General features: G+C 60.8%; 17 protein-coding genes. 7 read left to right on the top strand and 10 right to left on the bottom strand.

All coding sequences use genetic code 11. The annotated features are described in order from the left end of the window. Positions 1–203: 203 nt before the first annotated feature. The 5 genes from ACZ0AZ_RS09190 to ACZ0AZ_RS09170 all read left to right on the top strand — a co-directional run bounded on the left by ACZ0AZ_RS09190 (position 204) and on the right by ACZ0AZ_RS09170 (position 4,675). Positions 204–488, top strand: coding sequence for a hypothetical protein (locus ACZ0AZ_RS09190; protein WP_463537251.1), 285 nt, complete (start codon positions 204–206; stop codon positions 486–488). A gap of 75 nt (positions 489–563) precedes the next feature. Continuing rightward, positions 564–728 (top strand): DUF1328 domain-containing protein, encoded by a 165-nt coding sequence (locus ACZ0AZ_RS09185; protein ID WP_003177151.1) that lies wholly within the window; start codon positions 564–566, stop codon positions 726–728. A 2-nt stretch (positions 729–730) separates the two neighbouring features. Next, the gene (locus tag ACZ0AZ_RS09180; RefSeq protein WP_129998053.1) at positions 731–1,195 is read left to right on the top strand and encodes an inhibitor of vertebrate lysozyme family protein; all 465 of its coding nucleotides are present in this window, start codon (positions 731–733) and stop codon (positions 1,193–1,195) included. Positions 1,196–1,911: 716 nt separating this feature from the next. Next, positions 1,912–3,243, top strand: a complete 1,332-nt coding sequence (gene gltP / locus ACZ0AZ_RS09175) for a glutamate/aspartate:proton symporter GltP (RefSeq protein ID WP_039757150.1) — start codon at positions 1,912–1,914, stop codon at positions 3,241–3,243. A gap of 202 nt (positions 3,244–3,445) precedes the next feature. Continuing rightward, the gene (locus ACZ0AZ_RS09170; RefSeq protein ID WP_129998052.1) at positions 3,446–4,675 is read left to right on the top strand and encodes a nucleoside recognition domain-containing protein; all 1,230 of its coding nucleotides are present in this window, start codon (positions 3,446–3,448) and stop codon (positions 4,673–4,675) included. A gap of 114 nt (positions 4,676–4,789) precedes the next feature. Here ACZ0AZ_RS09170 and ACZ0AZ_RS09165 read toward each other — a convergent pair whose 3' ends face one another. The 9 genes from ACZ0AZ_RS09165 to ACZ0AZ_RS09125 all read right to left on the bottom strand — a co-directional run bounded on the left by ACZ0AZ_RS09165 (position 4,790) and on the right by ACZ0AZ_RS09125 (position 15,310). After that, positions 4,790–5,416: an ABC-type transport auxiliary lipoprotein family protein gene (locus ACZ0AZ_RS09165; RefSeq protein ID WP_129998051.1), complete on the bottom strand. Its 627-nt coding sequence runs from the start codon at positions 5,414–5,416 to the stop codon at positions 4,790–4,792. Beyond that, positions 5,413–6,351, bottom strand: a complete 939-nt coding sequence (locus tag ACZ0AZ_RS09160; protein ID WP_129998050.1) for an MlaD family protein — start codon at positions 6,349–6,351, stop codon at positions 5,413–5,415. Before ACZ0AZ_RS09160 ends, ACZ0AZ_RS09165 begins: the two co-directional genes overlap by 4 nt. A gap of 1 nt (position 6,352) precedes the next feature. Continuing rightward, positions 6,353–7,156 (bottom strand): ABC transporter ATP-binding protein, encoded by an 804-nt coding sequence (locus ACZ0AZ_RS09155; RefSeq protein ID WP_463537250.1) that lies wholly within the window; start codon positions 7,154–7,156, stop codon positions 6,353–6,355. Then, positions 7,153–8,301 (bottom strand): ABC transporter permease, encoded by a 1,149-nt coding sequence (locus ACZ0AZ_RS09150; protein ID WP_463537249.1) that lies wholly within the window; start codon positions 8,299–8,301, stop codon positions 7,153–7,155. Before ACZ0AZ_RS09150 ends, ACZ0AZ_RS09155 begins: the two co-directional genes overlap by 4 nt. A gap of 54 nt (positions 8,302–8,355) precedes the next feature. Beyond that, complete coding sequence (locus ACZ0AZ_RS09145) at positions 8,356–9,384, bottom strand: DUF5924 family protein (RefSeq protein ID WP_039757156.1); 1,029 nt, start codon at positions 9,382–9,384, stop codon at positions 8,356–8,358. 208 nt (positions 9,385–9,592) lie between these two features. Beyond that, positions 9,593–10,987, bottom strand: coding sequence for a M16 family metallopeptidase (locus tag ACZ0AZ_RS09140; RefSeq protein ID WP_463537248.1), 1,395 nt, complete (start codon positions 10,985–10,987; stop codon positions 9,593–9,595). 176 nt (positions 10,988–11,163) lie between these two features. Then, complete coding sequence (locus ACZ0AZ_RS09135) at positions 11,164–12,822, bottom strand: Na/Pi cotransporter family protein (RefSeq protein WP_129998046.1); 1,659 nt, start codon at positions 12,820–12,822, stop codon at positions 11,164–11,166. 326 nt (positions 12,823–13,148) lie between these two features. Further along, positions 13,149–13,916, bottom strand: coding sequence for a TerC family protein (locus tag ACZ0AZ_RS09130; protein ID WP_129998045.1), 768 nt, complete (start codon positions 13,914–13,916; stop codon positions 13,149–13,151). A gap of 86 nt (positions 13,917–14,002) precedes the next feature. Beyond that, positions 14,003–15,310: a CitMHS family transporter gene (locus ACZ0AZ_RS09125; RefSeq protein ID WP_039757164.1), complete on the bottom strand. Its 1,308-nt coding sequence runs from the start codon at positions 15,308–15,310 to the stop codon at positions 14,003–14,005. Between the two features lie 328 nt (positions 15,311–15,638). Here ACZ0AZ_RS09125 and ACZ0AZ_RS09120 point away from each other — a divergent pair, with 328 nt between their 5' ends. After that, positions 15,639–16,049, top strand: coding sequence for a GFA family protein (locus ACZ0AZ_RS09120; RefSeq protein ID WP_463537247.1), 411 nt, complete (start codon positions 15,639–15,641; stop codon positions 16,047–16,049). Here the strand turns inward: ACZ0AZ_RS09120 and ACZ0AZ_RS09115 are convergent. Then, positions 16,046–16,372, bottom strand: coding sequence for a DOPA 4,5-dioxygenase family protein (locus ACZ0AZ_RS09115; RefSeq protein ID WP_039757166.1), 327 nt, complete (start codon positions 16,370–16,372; stop codon positions 16,046–16,048). The two genes, ACZ0AZ_RS09120 and ACZ0AZ_RS09115, sit on opposite strands and share 4 nt — an antisense overlap. 81 nt (positions 16,373–16,453) lie before the next feature. On the opposite strand from ACZ0AZ_RS09115, the gene ACZ0AZ_RS09110 reads away from it, so the two are divergent. Continuing rightward, positions 16,454–17,119: an NAD(P)-dependent oxidoreductase gene (locus ACZ0AZ_RS09110; RefSeq protein ID WP_039757167.1), complete on the top strand. Its 666-nt coding sequence runs from the start codon at positions 16,454–16,456 to the stop codon at positions 17,117–17,119. Positions 17,120–17,176: the final 57 nt, after the last annotated feature.

The following is a 17,176-nucleotide window of genomic DNA, read 5'->3' as shown; positions in this document are numbered from 1 at the left end:
TCCCACGAAATAATCGTGCATTGCGCACGACCGCAGAAGAGCCATCGTGCAGGATGCGTCGCAGGAAATTTCTCATAGACATATAAGTCATTGTTTTTATTGATATTTTTTCGACATGAAAAAACTGGCATGCAGGCTGCAATACCTCACTCAGCCCGGGCAGATCAGGACTGCCCCAACCGAACAAGCGTGAGGAACACAGGATGACTCGCCCAACTGCCGCCCAAGTACGTATCTCGCCTCTGCAGATCCAGCAAGGTCTGTTCGGTGTACTGGCGTTGTTGATCACCCTGATCGTCTGCCAGCAATACATGAGCTGGGAAAACAACCGCAAACCCGAGCCACTGATTTCGATGCAGCACAGCACGCAAAAGCACTTCAGTGCCGTGAGCAGCAGCCAGGCCGAGAACGCTTCGATGCACATGATCGACGTAGACCAGGCGCAACCGCTGGATCAACTGCCACGAGAAGAGCGCTGGGTTTTCTAAGTCGATCAACTGATTCGGACGCCTGAGCGTCGGAAACCGGAAACACCCCTAAATAGAGAAGTAAGGAGAATCACCATGTTGAGCTGGGCAATTACATTCTTGATCATTGCCATCATCGCCGCCGTACTGGGCTTCGGTGGTATCGCGGGCACCGCCACGGGTATCGCCAAGATTCTCTTTGTCGTGTTCCTGGTGATGTTCATCGCTTCCTTCTTCTTTGGCCGTCGCGGCCGAGGTTAACGATGATCGGTCTCAAGACATTGGCCGCCGCCCTGCTTCTGGGCGGCAGTGCCATGGCCATGGCGGCCAATGACGGCCAGACCCGGGTCAACGAGCTGCTCGCCTCTGACGCGCAGTACCGTGAAACCTGGGAAGGCGTGATCAAAAAGGAAGAGCGCGTACCGGAATGGGTGATCAACCTGTCCGGCACCTCCGAACAACAGATGAATGCCGTTACGGAAGATGGCGACAAGTATCTGGTCGGCCCGCTCTGCGAGAGTCAGGACAAATGCCTGAATCATCGTTTGATCGTTGCCTTCAGCTTTGACAAGGATGACGCCTACGCCATGCTGGTCGATGTACCGGAAGGTCTGCCGCAGGACAAGTCGCCGACGCGACATGCCACGTATCGCTTCTTCGGCAAACCTGATCAGGGTATGCAGGATCTGCTGATGGAAACCCTGAAGAAAGATCCGAAGTGGTACTGACGCAGGAAGCGCAAGGTTTTCGAACACGAAAGCAGCGCCCCGCTGCTTTCCATTGCGCCACCCGATGAGGGCCGGTGCATGACCAGGGGGCCGGGACGTTCTGACTGATACAGGGTCGGAGTGACCTACGGGTACAGGGAGTACCTGCGCAAGGGCCGGGTCAGGGTAAAAGCTGCGCCGCAGGTTCGTCGACCCGATGGTCTGACGAATCTGCGCTGGGCTTTGAATGTCGTAAAACATTGATCCAGTACGCCAATTCCCTTCTATTAATCGTCGACACTGCGCAAGAAAACATTTCGCGGTGTTTCGCGGCGACCGTATATCGACAAAGATCGCGCTCGGTCCGTGCGACTTCTAGTCTTGCGATTCAGACTTTTTCCAGAAATTTCCGCTGATTTTGCCTGTGCAAAATTTAACCAGCCTACGCTGTAATGGCCGGTTCACGGCACTTATGCCGGCACAAATGTCACAATCGAACCGCTTGGGACGCCAGTTTCAATTGAAAAAGCTCATGCCGATTCGGCATAGGGTAGGCGTTTACGGCATTAGACGGCGCCACCTTGCATCGGAATAGTTGCGCCTTTTTTCGCCTGCCGAAGAGCCGTAAATACGCGCTTCGGGGCACCTTATACGGAGGCAGATGCACAGACTTTTCCGCTGATGAGCGTTCCAGTTCCTGCATGTGCCTGAGTCAAACGCAAGTAAGGGTAAAGATAATGAAGAAGGCAAAAATCAGCCTCGCCTGGCAGATCCTCATCGGTCTGGTTCTGGGGATTGCACTGGGTGCGTTGCTCAACCACTTCAGCGCCGAGAAGGCCTGGTGGATCAGCAACGTCCTGCAACCGGCAGGCGATATCTTTATCCGTCTGATCAAGATGATCGTGATCCCGATCGTCATTTCCTCTCTTATCGTCGGCATCGCTGGCGTCGGCGACGCCAAGAAGCTTGGGCGTATCGGCCTGAAGACCATCATTTATTTCGAAATCGTCACCACCATCGCCATTGTGGTCGGCCTGGTGCTGGCCAACGTGTTCCATCCGGGCACCGGCATCGACATGAGCACCCTGGGCACTGTGGATATCTCCAAGTACCAGGCGACTGCTGCCGAAGTGCAGCATGAACATGCGTTCATCGAGACCATCCTCAATCTGATCCCGTCGAACATCTTCGCGGCCATGGCCCGCGGCGAAATGCTGCCGATCATTTTCTTCTCTGTGCTGTTCGGGCTCGGCCTGTCGAGCCTGCAGTCGGACCTGCGCGAGCCGCTGGTGAAGATGTTCCAGGGCGTCTCGGAAAGCATGTTCAAAGTCACCCACATGATCATGAACTACGCGCCGATCGGCGTATTCGCGCTGATCGCGGTGACCGTCGCCAACTTCGGCTTCGCCTCGCTGCTGCCGCTGGCGAAACTGGTGATTCTGGTTTACGTCGCCATCGCTTTCTTCGCCTTCGTGGTGCTGGGCCTGATCGCCAAGCTGTTCGGCTTCTCGGTGCTCAAGCTGATGCGCATCTTCAAGGATGAGCTGGTGCTGGCCTACTCCACCGCTTCCTCGGAAACCGTGCTGCCACGCGTCATCGAGAAGATGGAAGCCTACGGCGCGCCAAAAGCCATCTGCAGCTTCGTGGTGCCGACCGGTTACTCGTTCAACCTCGACGGCTCGACCCTGTACCAGTCGATCGCGGCGATCTTCATTGCCCAGCTGTACGGCATCGACCTGTCGATCAGCCAGCAATTGCTGCTGGTGCTGACCCTGATGGTCACCTCCAAAGGCATCGCCGGGGTACCGGGCGTGTCCTTCGTGGTGTTGCTGGCGACCTTGGGCAGCGTCGGCATTCCGCTGGAAGGTCTGGCGTTCATCGCCGGTGTCGACCGCATCATGGACATGGCGCGTACCGCACTGAACGTGATCGGTAATGCCCTGGCGGTGCTGGTGATCGCGCGCTGGGAAGGCATGTACGACGACGCCAAGGGCGAGCGCTACTGGAACTCCCTGCCGCACTGGCGCAGCAAGGAAAAACTGCCGGCTGGCGAGATTTCCAAGAACTGATGCAAAACCCTGTGGGAGCGAGCCTGCTCGCGAAGACGGTGTATCAATCTACAGAGATGTTGAATGTGCCGGCCTCTTCGCGAGCAGGCTCGCTCCCACAGTGATTGATGCAAGCCCCACCAACAAACCCCGGAGCAATCCGGGGTTTGTCGTTTCTGGCGACCCCGCTATCATTCGCGGCATTCTTCGGGGGATTTGACTGATGCTTAATGGCCTGTGGCTTGGCTTCTTCATCGTGGCAGCCGTATCGGCACTGGCGCAGTGGCTGATCGGCGGCAACGCCGGGATCTTCGCGGCGATGGTGGAAAGCATTTTCGCCATGGCCAAGCTGTCGGTCGAAGTCATGGTGCTGCTGTTCGGCACCCTCACCCTGTGGCTGGGCTTTCTGCGCATCGCCGAAAAGGCCGGGATCGTCGAGTGGCTGGCCAAGGTCCTCGGCCCGCTGTTTCTACGACTGATGCCGGAAGTCCCGGCCGGCCACCCTGCCCTGGGCCTGATCACCCTGAACTTCGCCGCCAATGGCCTGGGCCTGGACAACGCCGCGACGCCGATTGGGCTCAAGGCGATGAAGGCCCTGCAGGAACTCAATCCCAGCGCCACCATCGCCAGCAACGCGCAGATTCTGTTTCTAGTGCTCAACGCCTCATCGCTGACCCTGCTACCGGTGACCATCTTCATGTACCGCGCCCAGCAAGGCGCGCCGGACCCGACCCTGGTGTTCTTGCCGATCCTGCTGGCGACCAGTTGCTCGACCATCGTCGGTTTCCTTTCCGTGGCGTTCATGCAACGCCTGCGCATCTGGGACCCGGTGGTGCTCGCCTATCTGGTGCCCGGTGCGCTGATGCTCGGCGGCTTCATGGCCCTGCTCGGCACGCTTTCCGCGACAGCACTGGCGGGATTGTCGTCGATCCTCGGCAATCTCACGCTGTTCGGCCTGATCATGCTGTTTCTGCTGATCGGCGCGCTGCGCAAGGTCAAGGTTTACGAGGCGTTCGTCGAAGGCGCGAAAGAGGGCTTCGATGTGGCGAAGAATCTCTTGCCGTATCTGGTGGCGATGCTGTGTGCGGTTGGCGTGCTGCGCGCCTCTGGTGCGCTGGATTTCGGCCTGGACGGCATTCGCCATCTGGTCGAGTGGGCCGGTTGGGACACGCGCTTCGTCGATGCGCTGCCGACGGCGATGGTCAAACCGTTCTCCGGCAGCGCCGCACGGGCGATGCTGATCGAGACGATGCAGACTTCCGGCGTCGACAGTTTCCCGGCGCTGGTCGCGGCGACGGTGCAGGGCAGTACCGAAACCACGTTCTATGTGCTGGCGGTGTACTTCGGCGCAGTGGGCATTCAGCGCGCACGGCATGCGGTGGGGTGTGCGTTGCTGGCTGAGTTTGCCGGGGTGGTGGGTGCTATCGCTGTCTGCTACTGGTTCTTCGGCTGATAGATAACCCTGTGGGAGCTGGCTTGCCAGCGATGAGGGCAGCACATCCAGAATCTCTGGTGGCTGACACACCGCCATCGCGGGCAAGCCCGCTCCTACAGAGGTTGTGATGTGTCAGCGGGGTTGCGGGGCGAGTTTCTGGCCTTGCTCCACGGCCCAGGCCACCACCTTGGCCGTCAGGCGATCACTGGCCTGGCCAAACCCGGCAACCACCGCCGGCACCTGCACATCGTTCAACGGCTGGCGCTCTTCGAAGCGGCGGCTGGCGAGAATGCGCTGGTCATAACCACGTACCAGCAGTGCATCGACCCGCACCACAACCCCGGCCTGGGTGCCCTGATATTCGCTCTGGAATGCCTGCAAACTGCCGCCCAGTTCCAGATCCGCCTGGAAGTTGCTGTCGTCGGTGCTGAGCAACGTCACTCTGCCGTCACGCTGGAATCCATCGAGCAGGCGATTGCGCAGCAGCACCGGCGCCGGGTCGCTCCAGCGCGAGCCTTTGTAGCTGCTGATCACATCACCCTGCGGGATCACGGCAATGCTCGGCCGGTTCAGTGCTTCGCTGGCCTGCAATTTGTTCAAGCGCAGCGACCACGACTGCGTCGCCGCCGGGCTGGCCGAGGCGGGCGCATGGGCGGCGGGCAGGCGGTAGACATCCGAAGGTTCCGACTTGGGCAAGATCGAGCACGCGCCGATCAGGGTCAGGCCGGCGCCGAGCAGGGCGATTCGAGTCAGCTTCATGGGGTGAATTCCTTGTTCTTGTCGCTGCCCAGCAGGTAGCCGCTGGGGTTGGCCTCAAGGCGTTGGGAAATGGCGCGCAGCGAGGTCAGCGTCTCGCGCAGTTCGCGAATCGCCGGGGCCAGGCCGTTGAGGCCCTGCATGCCGTTATCCAGCGAGTTCTGGTTTTTGCTGAGCAAGCCATTGATGGTCACGCTGCTTTGCTCCAGCGACTTCATCGCCTGCTCGGCGCTGCCCAGGGCCTGCTTGCCCTGATCGTTGAGCAGGCCGTTGGCGTTGCGCATCAGCAGTGAGGTCTGCTCGAGCATGCTGCCGGCCTGTTTGCCGACGGTCGCCAGTTGCTGCATGGCTTGTTTGATGTCACCGCGCTGGTCGTTGATGGTGCCGGTGGTCTGTTCCAGATGGGCGAGGGTCTTGCTCACGCGGTCGACGTTTTCCGCGGAGAACATATGGTTGGCGTTTTGCAGCAGGGCGCTGATGCCGGTCATCAAGTCGCTGCTGTCGTTGAGCAGGCGCGAAATAGGCGAGGGCGAAGCGATCAGCGTCGGTAACTGGCCGTCATGACCGCGCAGCTTCGGGCTCTCTGGTGTACCGCCGCTGAGCTGGATGATCGAGGTGCCGGTAATGCCGGTCAGTGCCAGCTTGGCCTGGGTGTCTTCCTTGACCGGCGTGTCGCCCGCCAGACGAATCCGCGCCAGCACCCGGCGCGGATCCTGCGGGTCGAGGCGCAGGCTGACGACATCGCCGACCTTGATCCCGCTGTACTGCACCGAACTGCCCTTGGACAGACCGCTGACCGCCTCGTTGAACACCACTTCGTAATCCTTGAACTCGGTGTCGACGCTGGATTTGGCCAGAAACAGGCCGAAGAGCAGGGCGCCGGCCACGACGATCACCGTAAACAGGCCGATCAACACATGATGGGCTCGGGTTTCCATATCAGACCTCGTTGAGCAGTTTGGCGGCGTCCAGCGCCGAGCGGCCGCGCGGGCCGTGGAAGTATTCGTGAGTCCACGCGTCGTCGGTTTCCGAGACGACGTCGATCGGGCCGGCAACCAGCACTTTCTTTTGCGCCAGCACCGCCACGCGATCGGTAATGGTGTACAGCGTGTCGAGGTCGTGGGTGACCAGAAACACACTCAGACCCAACGCATCACGCAAGGTCAGGATCAATTGATCGAACTGCGCCGCGCCAATCGGATCGAGGCCGGCGGTGGGTTCATCGAGAAACAGAATGTCCGGATCCAGCGCCAGGGCCCGCGCCAGGGCCGCACGTTTGATCATGCCGCCGGACAGCGACGCCGGGTATTTGTCCGCTGCCGACAACGGCAGCCCGGCCAGCGCCAGTTTCACCGCCGCCAGGTGCTCGGCGTCGTGACGGCTGAGGCCGGCGTGTTCGATAAGCGGCAGGGCGACATTCTCGGTCACGGTCAGCGAGGAAAACAGCGCGCCTTTCTGGAACAACACACCAAAGCGCCTTTCGATCAATGAGCGTTCATGCTCAGGCAGATTCGGCAGGTTCTGGCCGAAGACTTTGACCATGCCTTCGCTGGGCCGATTCAGCCCGACGATGCTGCGCAGCAGCACCGATTTACCAGTGCCGGAGCCACCGACCACGGCGAGGATTTCGCCTTTGTACACGTCCAGATCAAGGTTCTCGTGCACGCTCTGGCTGCCGAAGCGATTGCACAGGCCACGGACTTCGATCACCGCCTCGGAGGGCGCGCGGGGTGGACGACTCACCAGCCCATCTCCATGAAAAACAGCGCCGCCACCGCATCGAGCACGATCACCACGAAAGTCGACTGGACCACGCTGGAGGTGGTGTGCGCGCCGACCGATTCGGCGCTGCCGCTGACCTTGAAGCCTTCCAGGCAACCAATCGCCGCGATCAGGAAGGCGAAGATCGGCGCCTTCACCAGCCCGACCAGAAAATGCTGAATGCCGATGTCCGATTGCAGCAGCGAGAGGAACATCGCCGGCGAGATGTCCAGCGACACTGCGCAGACCACGCCGCCGCCGACGATCCCCGAGAGCATCGCCAGAAACGTCAGCATCGGCAGCGCCACCAACAGCGCCAGCACGCGCGGCACCACCAGCAATTCGATCGGGTCGAGGCCGAGAGTACGGATCGCGTCGATTTCTTCGTTGGCCTTCATCGAGCCGATCTGCGCGGTAAAAGCACTGGCGGTGCGCCCGGCCATCAGGATTGCGGTGAGCAGCACGCCGAATTCACGCAGGAACGAGAAGCCGACCAGGTCCACGGTGAAAATCGTCGCGCCGAAACTGGCCAGCACCGTGGCGCCGAGAAATGCCACCACCGCGCCGACCAGAAAGGTCAGCAGAGCGACGATCGGCGCGGCATCGAGACCGGTCTGCTCGATGTGCGCGATCATCGGCGTGATGCGCCAGCGCTTGGGCCGCAACAGGCCACGGGCAATGACTTCGAGAATGAGGCCGACGAAGCCGAGCAGCTGCAGCGTGTCGGTCCAGACCTTATCCACAGCGCGGCCGATGCGCGTCAGCAGTTGCACACTGACGCTGACTTCCGGTTCCTTGAGCGGCACGCAGAAATCGTTCAACGAGCAATACACGGTTTGCAGCAAGGCGCGATCGGCTGTCGACAGGGTGCAATCAGGGTGTTCGGCGGACTTGCCGAGGCGCTCGGAGCCGAGCAGTTCGACCAGCAACGAGGCGCCGGCGGTGTCGAGGGCACCGAGGCCGTTCAGATCGATCGGGGTATTGGCGTCGTACTGGCCGTTGAGCTTTTCGCTCAGGTGCTTGAGCGCCGTGTAGTGGGCGAGCGTCCAGTCGCCGGTGACCCGCAGGCGGGCAGGGCTGAGCGCGGTGTCCAGGTGGGCACTGCCGGGGATTGGGCTGCTGGTCATAAGCTCCGTGCTTGTACGGCCGTTACGAGAGCCTACGTAATAGCACGAACCGGATTACTTTTCTTTGGCCGGTGTGCTGTCCGTAATTGCGAAACGCAGCACGCCGATCAACTGCCCGTCCTCGGTCAGCACCCGCACCTGCCATTTGCCCGCCGGGTTGCCGGGGAAATTCTGCTTGTGCGTCCACGCCCGGTAGCCTTCCTTGCGCCCGCCATGGATGTCGAGGGCGATGCGGTCGACTTCTTTGCCGTTGAAAGTCCAGACATGATAAATCCGCTCGTCGAGGCCGCGCGGCGCGTTGATCGCGGTGTAGGCGTAGAGCCCGCCAGCGCGGATCTGCTCAGCGCTGACGGTATCGAGGCTGGCGCCGGGGGTGCGATCCTGCAGCTGCGTGCTGATCGCCACGTCGGTCATCCACAGCGTTGCCGGCGGCACCCACGAACGCAGCGCCCAACCGACGCCGCCGATGCCGACTGTGATGAACAGAATCGCCAGGGCGTTGCGCACCGTGCGGATCGGGAAGATCGACGCCAGGCTCGGGAACGACAGCAGTACGGCAATTCCCAGCGCCCATTTGAAACTCTGCGCGGTGGTCAGGTGCATGATCACCGGCAGCGCGGTGAGCAGGGCGGCGAACAGGGTCAGGGTGTGCAGCGCGAGAAACGCCCAGCGCCGTGGCGCCAGCCATTTGTAGTACAGCGGATCGACGATGGAGATCAGGGCCGCAATGCCGAGCAGCCCGGTGAAAATCAACTGGCCGCTGTTCCAGGTCGTGGTGATGAAGAAGAACGGCAGGACAAAGAACAGGCTTTCCTGATGGATCATCTGCGTCGCGTAGCGCAGCAGCGGCTGGGGAATCTCGCGTTTGAAGATCCGCGTGAACAGCCCGGTCAGGGTGTTTTCCAGCATCAGCCAGATCCAGCTGAGCAGCATGATCACCGTGATCCAGCTCGCCAGCCCCTGTTGGCGATCGACGAGGATGAAACTGCCGACCCCGGAAATGAAACCACCCGCCGCGATCAACCCGGGGTAGCGCTTCATCAGCTCGAAAAGGCGCTGGATAAGGAGGGTCAGTTTTGGCATTTTGGCGGTTCACGACGATATGGGGAAAATCCCGGAAAGGTTAACGCCGCATGCCCCCTGTGGCGAGGGGATTTATCCCCGATCGGCGGCGCAGCCGTCGTAGATCCTGCGAGCGAATTTTGTCTGGATCTACCGAGCTGCCCTTATTGGGGCTGCTGCGCAGCCCATCGGGGATAAATCCCCTCGCCACAAGTGCTCACTCACAGGATTAATGGCTTCCAGCAATTTTGCGGTGGCGATGCAGGCGCCAGCCAATGAGGATCAGCAGCAACACCCCGACACCACCCGCGACCAGCCACAACACCTGATCATCACTGATCAACGGTTTCTCGATCCTGATATACCCCGGCTGCAACAGCAGCTCGCGCATCGCCCTGTTCGCCGCTTCCAGCGTCACCCCTTGCAACTCCCGCGCGGGATTGGCAAAGCGGCCATCCTGATAGTCGGCCAGCGCGCTCCAGTAATAGTCCGCCAGTGCGCTGTTGCCCTGCACGGCCCAGGCCTGATGGGCGATGGCGGCTTGCTTGATGCGGGCGAAGGTGCTCGGGTCGAGGCCGTTTTTCAGCAGGTCGGCCTTGAGGTCATCGAGTACCTGGATGGCTTCGTCGACGTCATCGCGATCCAGGTCAGCGTTGAGGCTCATGAAACCAACACCGCCGAACACTTCACGCTCGGCCCACGGCCCGTACGACAAGCCATGGTTGAGACGAATCTGCCGGTACAGTGCCCAGTCGAGATAATCCTTGAGAATGTCGAACGTCTGGTCGTACTGATCGTCGAGCACCGGTTCCGGCACCAGCCAGTGCAGCTTGGCGCTGTCGCCGATAAAGCCACGGGTGAGGGTGCGCTCATGGGCGGCGCTGGTGCGGATGTCCGGCAGCGCCCGGTGTTCGGTGGGCTCGACCGGCTCGAGCTCGCCCCAGGTGCGCTCGAGATAGGCCGGCAGCAATTTGTCGAGTTCGCCGACGACGATCAGGGTCATGTTGTTCGGCGCGTACCACGCCTTGCGTACCTTCTCCAATTGCTCTTGGGTGAGATGGCCGACTTCGGCGCGCTGCGGGCATTTCAGGCCCAACTCGACAGCCAGTTGATTGCTCGCGGTATGACCGAGGTCCTGACGGTCGAGGAAACGCTGGAGTTTGGTGTAATGCCCGCCGTCTTCACGCTCGACCACCCGTTTGGCGGCGTTGATTGCGTTGTCGTCGATGCGTGTCTGGGTCAACAGCGCGAGCAGCAGGTCGAGCACCTTGCGCTGGTTTTTTGCCGGGGCTTCGATGACAAAAGTGGTGTCGGCATTGCTGGTGAACGCATTCCAGTCACCGCCGAGCGCCTGCATGCGCTCTTCCAGACCGCCTTCGCCAGTGGCGTCGATACCGCTGAACAGCAGGTGTTCGAGCAAATGCGGCAGCTCTTTTTCGTTGCAGTCAAAGTCATCGAGACCAACGCCGACCACCAACCGGATCGCCACATGCCCACGCTCGGTGCCGGGCTTGAGCATCAGCTGCAAACCGTTGGGCAGCGCATAGCCTTCGACCTGAAAGCGATCCAGGGCGAAGGCGGGCAGGGAACCGAGCAACAGACAGGCGAACAACAGGCAACGCATAACAGGCTTCCATACGGCTGATTTGGAGATCCGTGTCGTCAGTCAGGGCCCCATCGCTGGCAAGCCAGCTCCCACAAGGATCTGCGGCGCTCACAAAACCCTGTGGGAGCTGGCTTGCCAGCGATGACGGTCTCAAGGCTGAACCACTGTAACTGACTGACCCCAGCCCCAGACGTTCAAGGTGAATGCGTAATGTCAGCCATGTCATCCACCGCCAGCGCGCCGGTGTCCGCGGTTTCCAGCACGACATAGGCGCTGCTGCAGAACAGCGAATTGAGCCGCTTCATGTCGGCGATCAACTCCAGATGCAGCGAACTGGTCTCCAGGCTCTGGACGATCTTGCGCTGCAATCGGCTGACGTGAGCGTGGGCCAGACGCCGTTCCTGCGCGCGAAAACGGCGTTTCTCCCGCAGCAACTGCCGGGCGCTCTCGCGGTCGCCGCTGAGAAACACCGACAGCCCCAGACGCAGGTTGGCGATCAGTTGCTGTTGCAGCCCGGCAAGATCTTCCAGGCCTTCTTCGGAAAACGAACGGCGCTGCGAAGTCTTCTGCTGCTGGATCTTGCGCAGCATGCGCTCGATCAGGTCGGCGGCGAGTTTCAGGTTGATCGCCAGTTCGATGATCTCGGCCCAGCGCCGACTGTCGTGCTCGCCGAGATCCTCGCGGGGCATCTGCGCCAGATACAGCTTGATCGCGCTGTACAGGGCCTCGACGTCGTCGGTCAGGCGGCGCATTTCCTGAGTGACGGCGGTCTGCTTGCCGCGCAGCACATCCAGGGAGGCGTCGAGCATGTTGTCGAGCAGATCGCCCATGCGCAGGGTTTCCCGCGCGGCATTGGCCAGCGCCAGGCTCGGCGTGACCAGCGCGGTCGGGTCGAGATGGCGCGGTTTGGCCGTGCCGTTGACCTCCGGCCGCTCCGGCAGCAGCCACGCACAGAGCCGCGCCATCGGCCCGACGCTGGGCAGCAGGATCAGGCAGCGCGCAGTGTTGTAGAGCAGGTGGAAGCCGATGACCATTTCCTGCGGACTGAAATCGAGGCTGTCGATCCAGTGCACCAGCGGATCGAGCACCGGGATGATCAGCAGCAAACCGATCAATTTGTACAACAGACTCCCCAGCGCCACCTGGCGGCCGGCGGCGTTCTGCATGCTGGTACTCATGAAGGCGAGAATGCCGCTGCCGATGTTGGCGCCGATCACCAGACCGATCGCCACCGGCAGGCTGATCACCGCAGCCCCGGCCAGCGTGGCGGTGAGCAGCACGGCGGCGAGGCTGGAGTAGGAAATCATCGCGAACAGTGCGCCGACAAGGGCGTCGAGGAGGATGTCGCCGGTCAGCGAGGCGAAAATCACTTTCACCCCTTGCGCGTGAGTGATCGGCGCAGCGGCCTCGACGATCAATTGCAGGGCGAGAATGATCAGCCCCAGGCCGATCGACACCCGCCCCATCTGCCCGAGCCGCGTCTGTTTGCGCGACAGAAAGAAAATCACCCCGAGAAAAATCAGCAGCGGCGACAGCCACGACAAATCAAACGTCAGCACCCGCGCCATCAACGCGGTGCCGACGTCGGCGCCAAGCATGGTCGCCAGCGCTGGCGTCAGCGCCATCAAACCCTGGCCGACAAACGAGGTAACCAGCATCGCCGTGGCGTTGCTGCTCTGCACCATGGCGGTGACGAGAATACCGGCGATGAACGCCAGCCATTTCTTCGACATGTTCTGGCCGATGACATGTCGCAGATTGGTGCCATAAACCCGCAGGATGCCGGTTCGGACGATGTGCGTGCCCCAGATCAGCAGGGCGACGGCGGACAGCAGATTGAGCAGGGTGAGCATGCAGACCCCCTGTAGTAGCAGCGCCCCAGAGGGGCAAGTGGACGGCACCGCGCGGTTTCTACGTTTTTGATACTTAAGCTGTAGTTGGCTAACGGTCTCGGCGCCAGCATTGCACAGCTAAAGAGGGGATTGAAACAAAAGTGTCATCAAAACAAATTCATTCACTCACCGTATCCGACACCTTTCCCCTCTATTGCCCAATACAACTGTGGGAGCGAGCCTGCTCGCGAAAGCGGAGTGCCAGTCAACATTGTTGTCGACTGGCACTCCGCTTTCGCGAGCAGGCTCGCTCCCACAGGGATGTAGCGCGCTGCTGGACTACCGGGTTATTGGCCCGGTACATCCTTGCGCAGTTTCACCGGATCCTGCTGCTTCTTCTTGCGGGCGATCGCACCGCGCATCTTGATGTTGATCGCTTCCACCGCCAGCGAGAACGCCATGGCGAAGTAGACGTAGCCTTTTGGCACGTGCACGTCGAACGATTCGGCGATCAGCACGGTACCGACCACCAGCAGGAACGACAGCGCGAGCATTTTCAGCGACGGGTGCTTGTCGATGAATTCGCTGATCTTGCCCGACGCCAGCATCATCACCAGCACCGCCACGACGATCGCCGCAACCATGACCGGAACGTGCGAGACCATGCCGACAGCGGTGATGACCGAGTCCAGCGAGAACACGATGTCGATGATCGCGATCTGGATGATGGTGTAGAGGAAGTTGCCGCCCTTGCCCGACGGTGCGTCGTCGCCTTCTTCTTCGCCTTCCAGCGCGTGGTACATCTCCTGCGAGCTTTTCCACAGCAGGAACAGGCCACCGAAGAACAGGATCAGGTCGCGGCCGGAAATGCCTTGACCGAACACTTCGAAGAGGTCGGCGGTGAGGCGCATGACCCAGGTGATCGACAGCAGCAACAGGATCCGCGTGATCATGGCCAGGCCAAGACCGAAGATCCGCGTGCGCTGCTGCATGTGTTTGGGCATGCGGCTGACCAGGATCGAAATCATGATGATGTTATCGATACCGAGGACGATTTCCAGGGCGGTCAGGGTAAAGAAGGCAACCCAGATTTCGGGGTTGGTCAGCCAATCCATGTGTATTCCTTTGAGCAATTTGTTGAACCGAAAAAGGTCCGGGCTTCAAACCGCGAAGCCAGGACCCGTTACGGTGAGTCTTGGGCTTATAGAGTGCTGAACACCGGGAAAGTCCCCAACAGCAGTGCAGCAATCAGAATGCAGATGCACACCAGGATCGCCCATTTCAGGGTGAAACGCTGGTGATCACCGAAATCGATACCGGCCAGCGCCACCAACAAGTAGGTCGACGGCACCAACGGGCTCAGCAAGTGGACGGGCTGGCCGACGATCGAGGCACGGGCCATTTCCACCGCAGTGATCCCATAGTGGCTGGCCGCTTCGGCCAACACCGGCAACACGCCGTAGTAGAACGCGTCGTTGGACATGAAGAAGGTGAACGGCATGCTCACCAGCGCCGTGATCACCGCCAGGTACGGGCCGAGGAAATCCGGAATCACCGCCAACAGGCTCTTCGACATCGCATCGACCATGCCGGTGCCCGACAGGATACCGGTGAAGATACCGGCCGCAAAGATCAGCCCTACCACTGCCAGCACGCTGCCGGAATGCGCGGCGACGCGATCCTTCTGCATTTGCAGGCATGGGTAGTTGACGATCATCGCGATACTGAACGCCACCATGAACAGCACCGGCAGCGGCAACAGGCCGCCGATCAGTGTGCACATCAAGCCGAAAGTCAGTGCGGCGTTGAACCAGATCAGCTTCGGACGGCGTGCGTCAGGGAATTGCGAGACGCTGATTTCGCTGTGATCGATCTCGTCGCCAACCAGGTGCAGCTCGCCGAGGCGGGCACGCTCACGCTTGCCGTAGAAGTAGGCAATCAGCAGGATCGCTACGACACCGGCGGCCATGGCCGGGATCATCGGCACGAAAATGTCCGACGGGTCGACATGCAGGGCACTCGCCGCACGGGCAGTCGGGCCGCCCCACGGAGTCATGTTCATCACGCCGCCGGCGAGGATGATCAGACCGGCCATGATCCGCGGGCTCATGCCGATGCGACTGTACAGCGGCAGCATCGCGGCCACGCAGATCATGTAAGTGGTCGCGCCGTCACCATCGAGGGAAACGACGAGCGCCAGAACGGCGGTGCCGACCGAAACTTTCAGTGGGTCGCCCTTGACCAGTTTGAGGATCTTGCGCACGGCCGGGTCGAACAGGCCGGAGTCGATCATCAGGGCGAAATACAGAATGGCGAACATCAACATCACGCCGGTTGGCGCCAGTTTGGTGATGCCTTCGAGCATCATCGGACCGATTTTCGGCGCAAAACCACCGAACAGGGCGAACAGGATCGGGATGATGATCAGGGCGATCAGCGCAGACAGGCGCTTGGTCATGATCAGGAACATGAACGTGATGACCATGGCGAAGCCAAGGAAAGTCAGCATGGGAATACTCCAGGCGTAGCGCGGCTAATGGAATGGGCGGATCGGGTGTGATCAGCGCAGAACGGGAGGCGCGAGGCGTACGGGTGGAGTGACCAGCAGGAAGCAGGAGAAACGGCGGGTTGCAGAGGACATCAGAATCACCATTTTTGTTGTTAATTGGGCCGGGCCTGTGGAGCAAACACAGGTCTTGGGCCAACCGGTCTGTTGCCGGGAGTGAGGCGATCCTAATCGGGGAAGCTTTCAGCTACCTTTCGCTATTGAAAGCGGTGAATGAACGGCCAACCGGTGGTCGGATACGGCGAGCGCCAATAAACACGGGAGAAGGGCGATGGATACGAATCAGGCGCATGAGGGTGGCTGTCACTGCGGACACATCCGCTATCAGTTCAGCGGTCCGTTGCGCGATATCGCTCACTGTCATTGTTCAATCTGCCGCAAGGTCAGCGGCGGCATCGTCACCACCTGGATCACCGTGCCGGCGGAAAAATTTCAATGGGTGAAAGGGACGCCGGCCCGCTATGACTCGTCAGCCAGTAGCGTGCGGTTTTTCTGCGCAAACTGCGGCGCGCAACTGGCATTGGTGACCGCGCTCAGCCCCGACAGCATCGATGTGACCATCGCTACGCTGGATCATCCGGAAACGGCGCCGGCCGAGCGGCACATCTGGACCGACAGCCGATTGCCCTGGCTGCATCTGGATGAACATCTGCCGGGCGAAGCCGAAGAAACCCTCGATTAAAACACCGACAGATCCAGCGGCCGCACCGCGCCCATCCAGAACGCGTGTTCGGTGTGGTCAAGCAAGTCGTCGCCAGTGTCCGGATGCAGGAACACCACCAGGCCTTTGCGGTTGAGCGCCAGCCATGGCAGCACCTCGCCGATCAGCTCGGGACCGAAGGCCAGTTGGCAGCTCCAGTCGGGGTGCGGCCCTACCGGGCGTTCGTGCACGCGGCCCATTTTCAGCGCAAACAACTGCGCGGCCTGTTCGCACAAGGCCCGCGCCTGGTCGATGGTCTGCGCGTCGAAATAGACATGGGCGTGATAACCCTTGATCCCTTGCATCGTGTCGCCTCTCAATCGGTTCGAACCCTTGGCTGTTTCCACCGTCACAGGCCATATAGGACAACAATAAGGAAAACAGCCATGAAAAATGCCGAAACCCCAGTGGTGAAAGTGGTGCTCTATGGTGCCATGGCCAGCCTGGGCGGTGCGTTGATGGCTGAATTACTGCGCCGCCAACACGAAGTCATCGCCATTCTCGATGATCTCACTGCGCTGGCGCCGCGTCCGGGCTTGCGCACCAAGACCGGCGATCTGTTCGATGCCGAGCGAGTCAATCAGAGCGTTGCCGGCAGTTCGGCGGTGATCTGCCTGCTGGACGCGCCAGGGCTGCCGTTCAGCAGCGACCACGTCGAACGCTCGGTGACACTGGGGCCGGTTGAACAGGTGCTGGCAGTCGACGCGTTGGTCGAAGGTTTGCAACTGGCCAGCGTGCCCCGCCTGTTTCTGGTCGGCAATTTTGCCGTGCTCGACGAACCTGACAGTGACGAACGTCTGCAACGTCACGCTGCCGAAGAAATCCTCGAGGCAGTACAAAGCAGCTCACTGCGCTGGACCTTGGTCAATGCGCCGCATGGCGTGGCCGGGTTGACCATCGAGCACTTCAGTCAGGTCGGCGGCAATCTCGAACCGGGACTGGCCGAACCGCTGGAGCGCCTGAACCGTGTCGCGGTGGGCATCGCCGATGAGCTGCGGTTGAATCTGCATGTCGGTGAGCATGTGAATTTTGTGGCGGCTTCTGATTCGTAAAAGATCGCACCCGTGGAGCAGCCGAAGGCTCGAGCCGCGATCGGTTGCTCTTTTACT

The organism is Pseudomonas sp. AC239, from assembly GCF_979258545.1.
The sequence above is the reverse complement of the archived record's forward strand: the minus strand, read 5'-3'. Positions and strand labels throughout refer to the sequence as shown.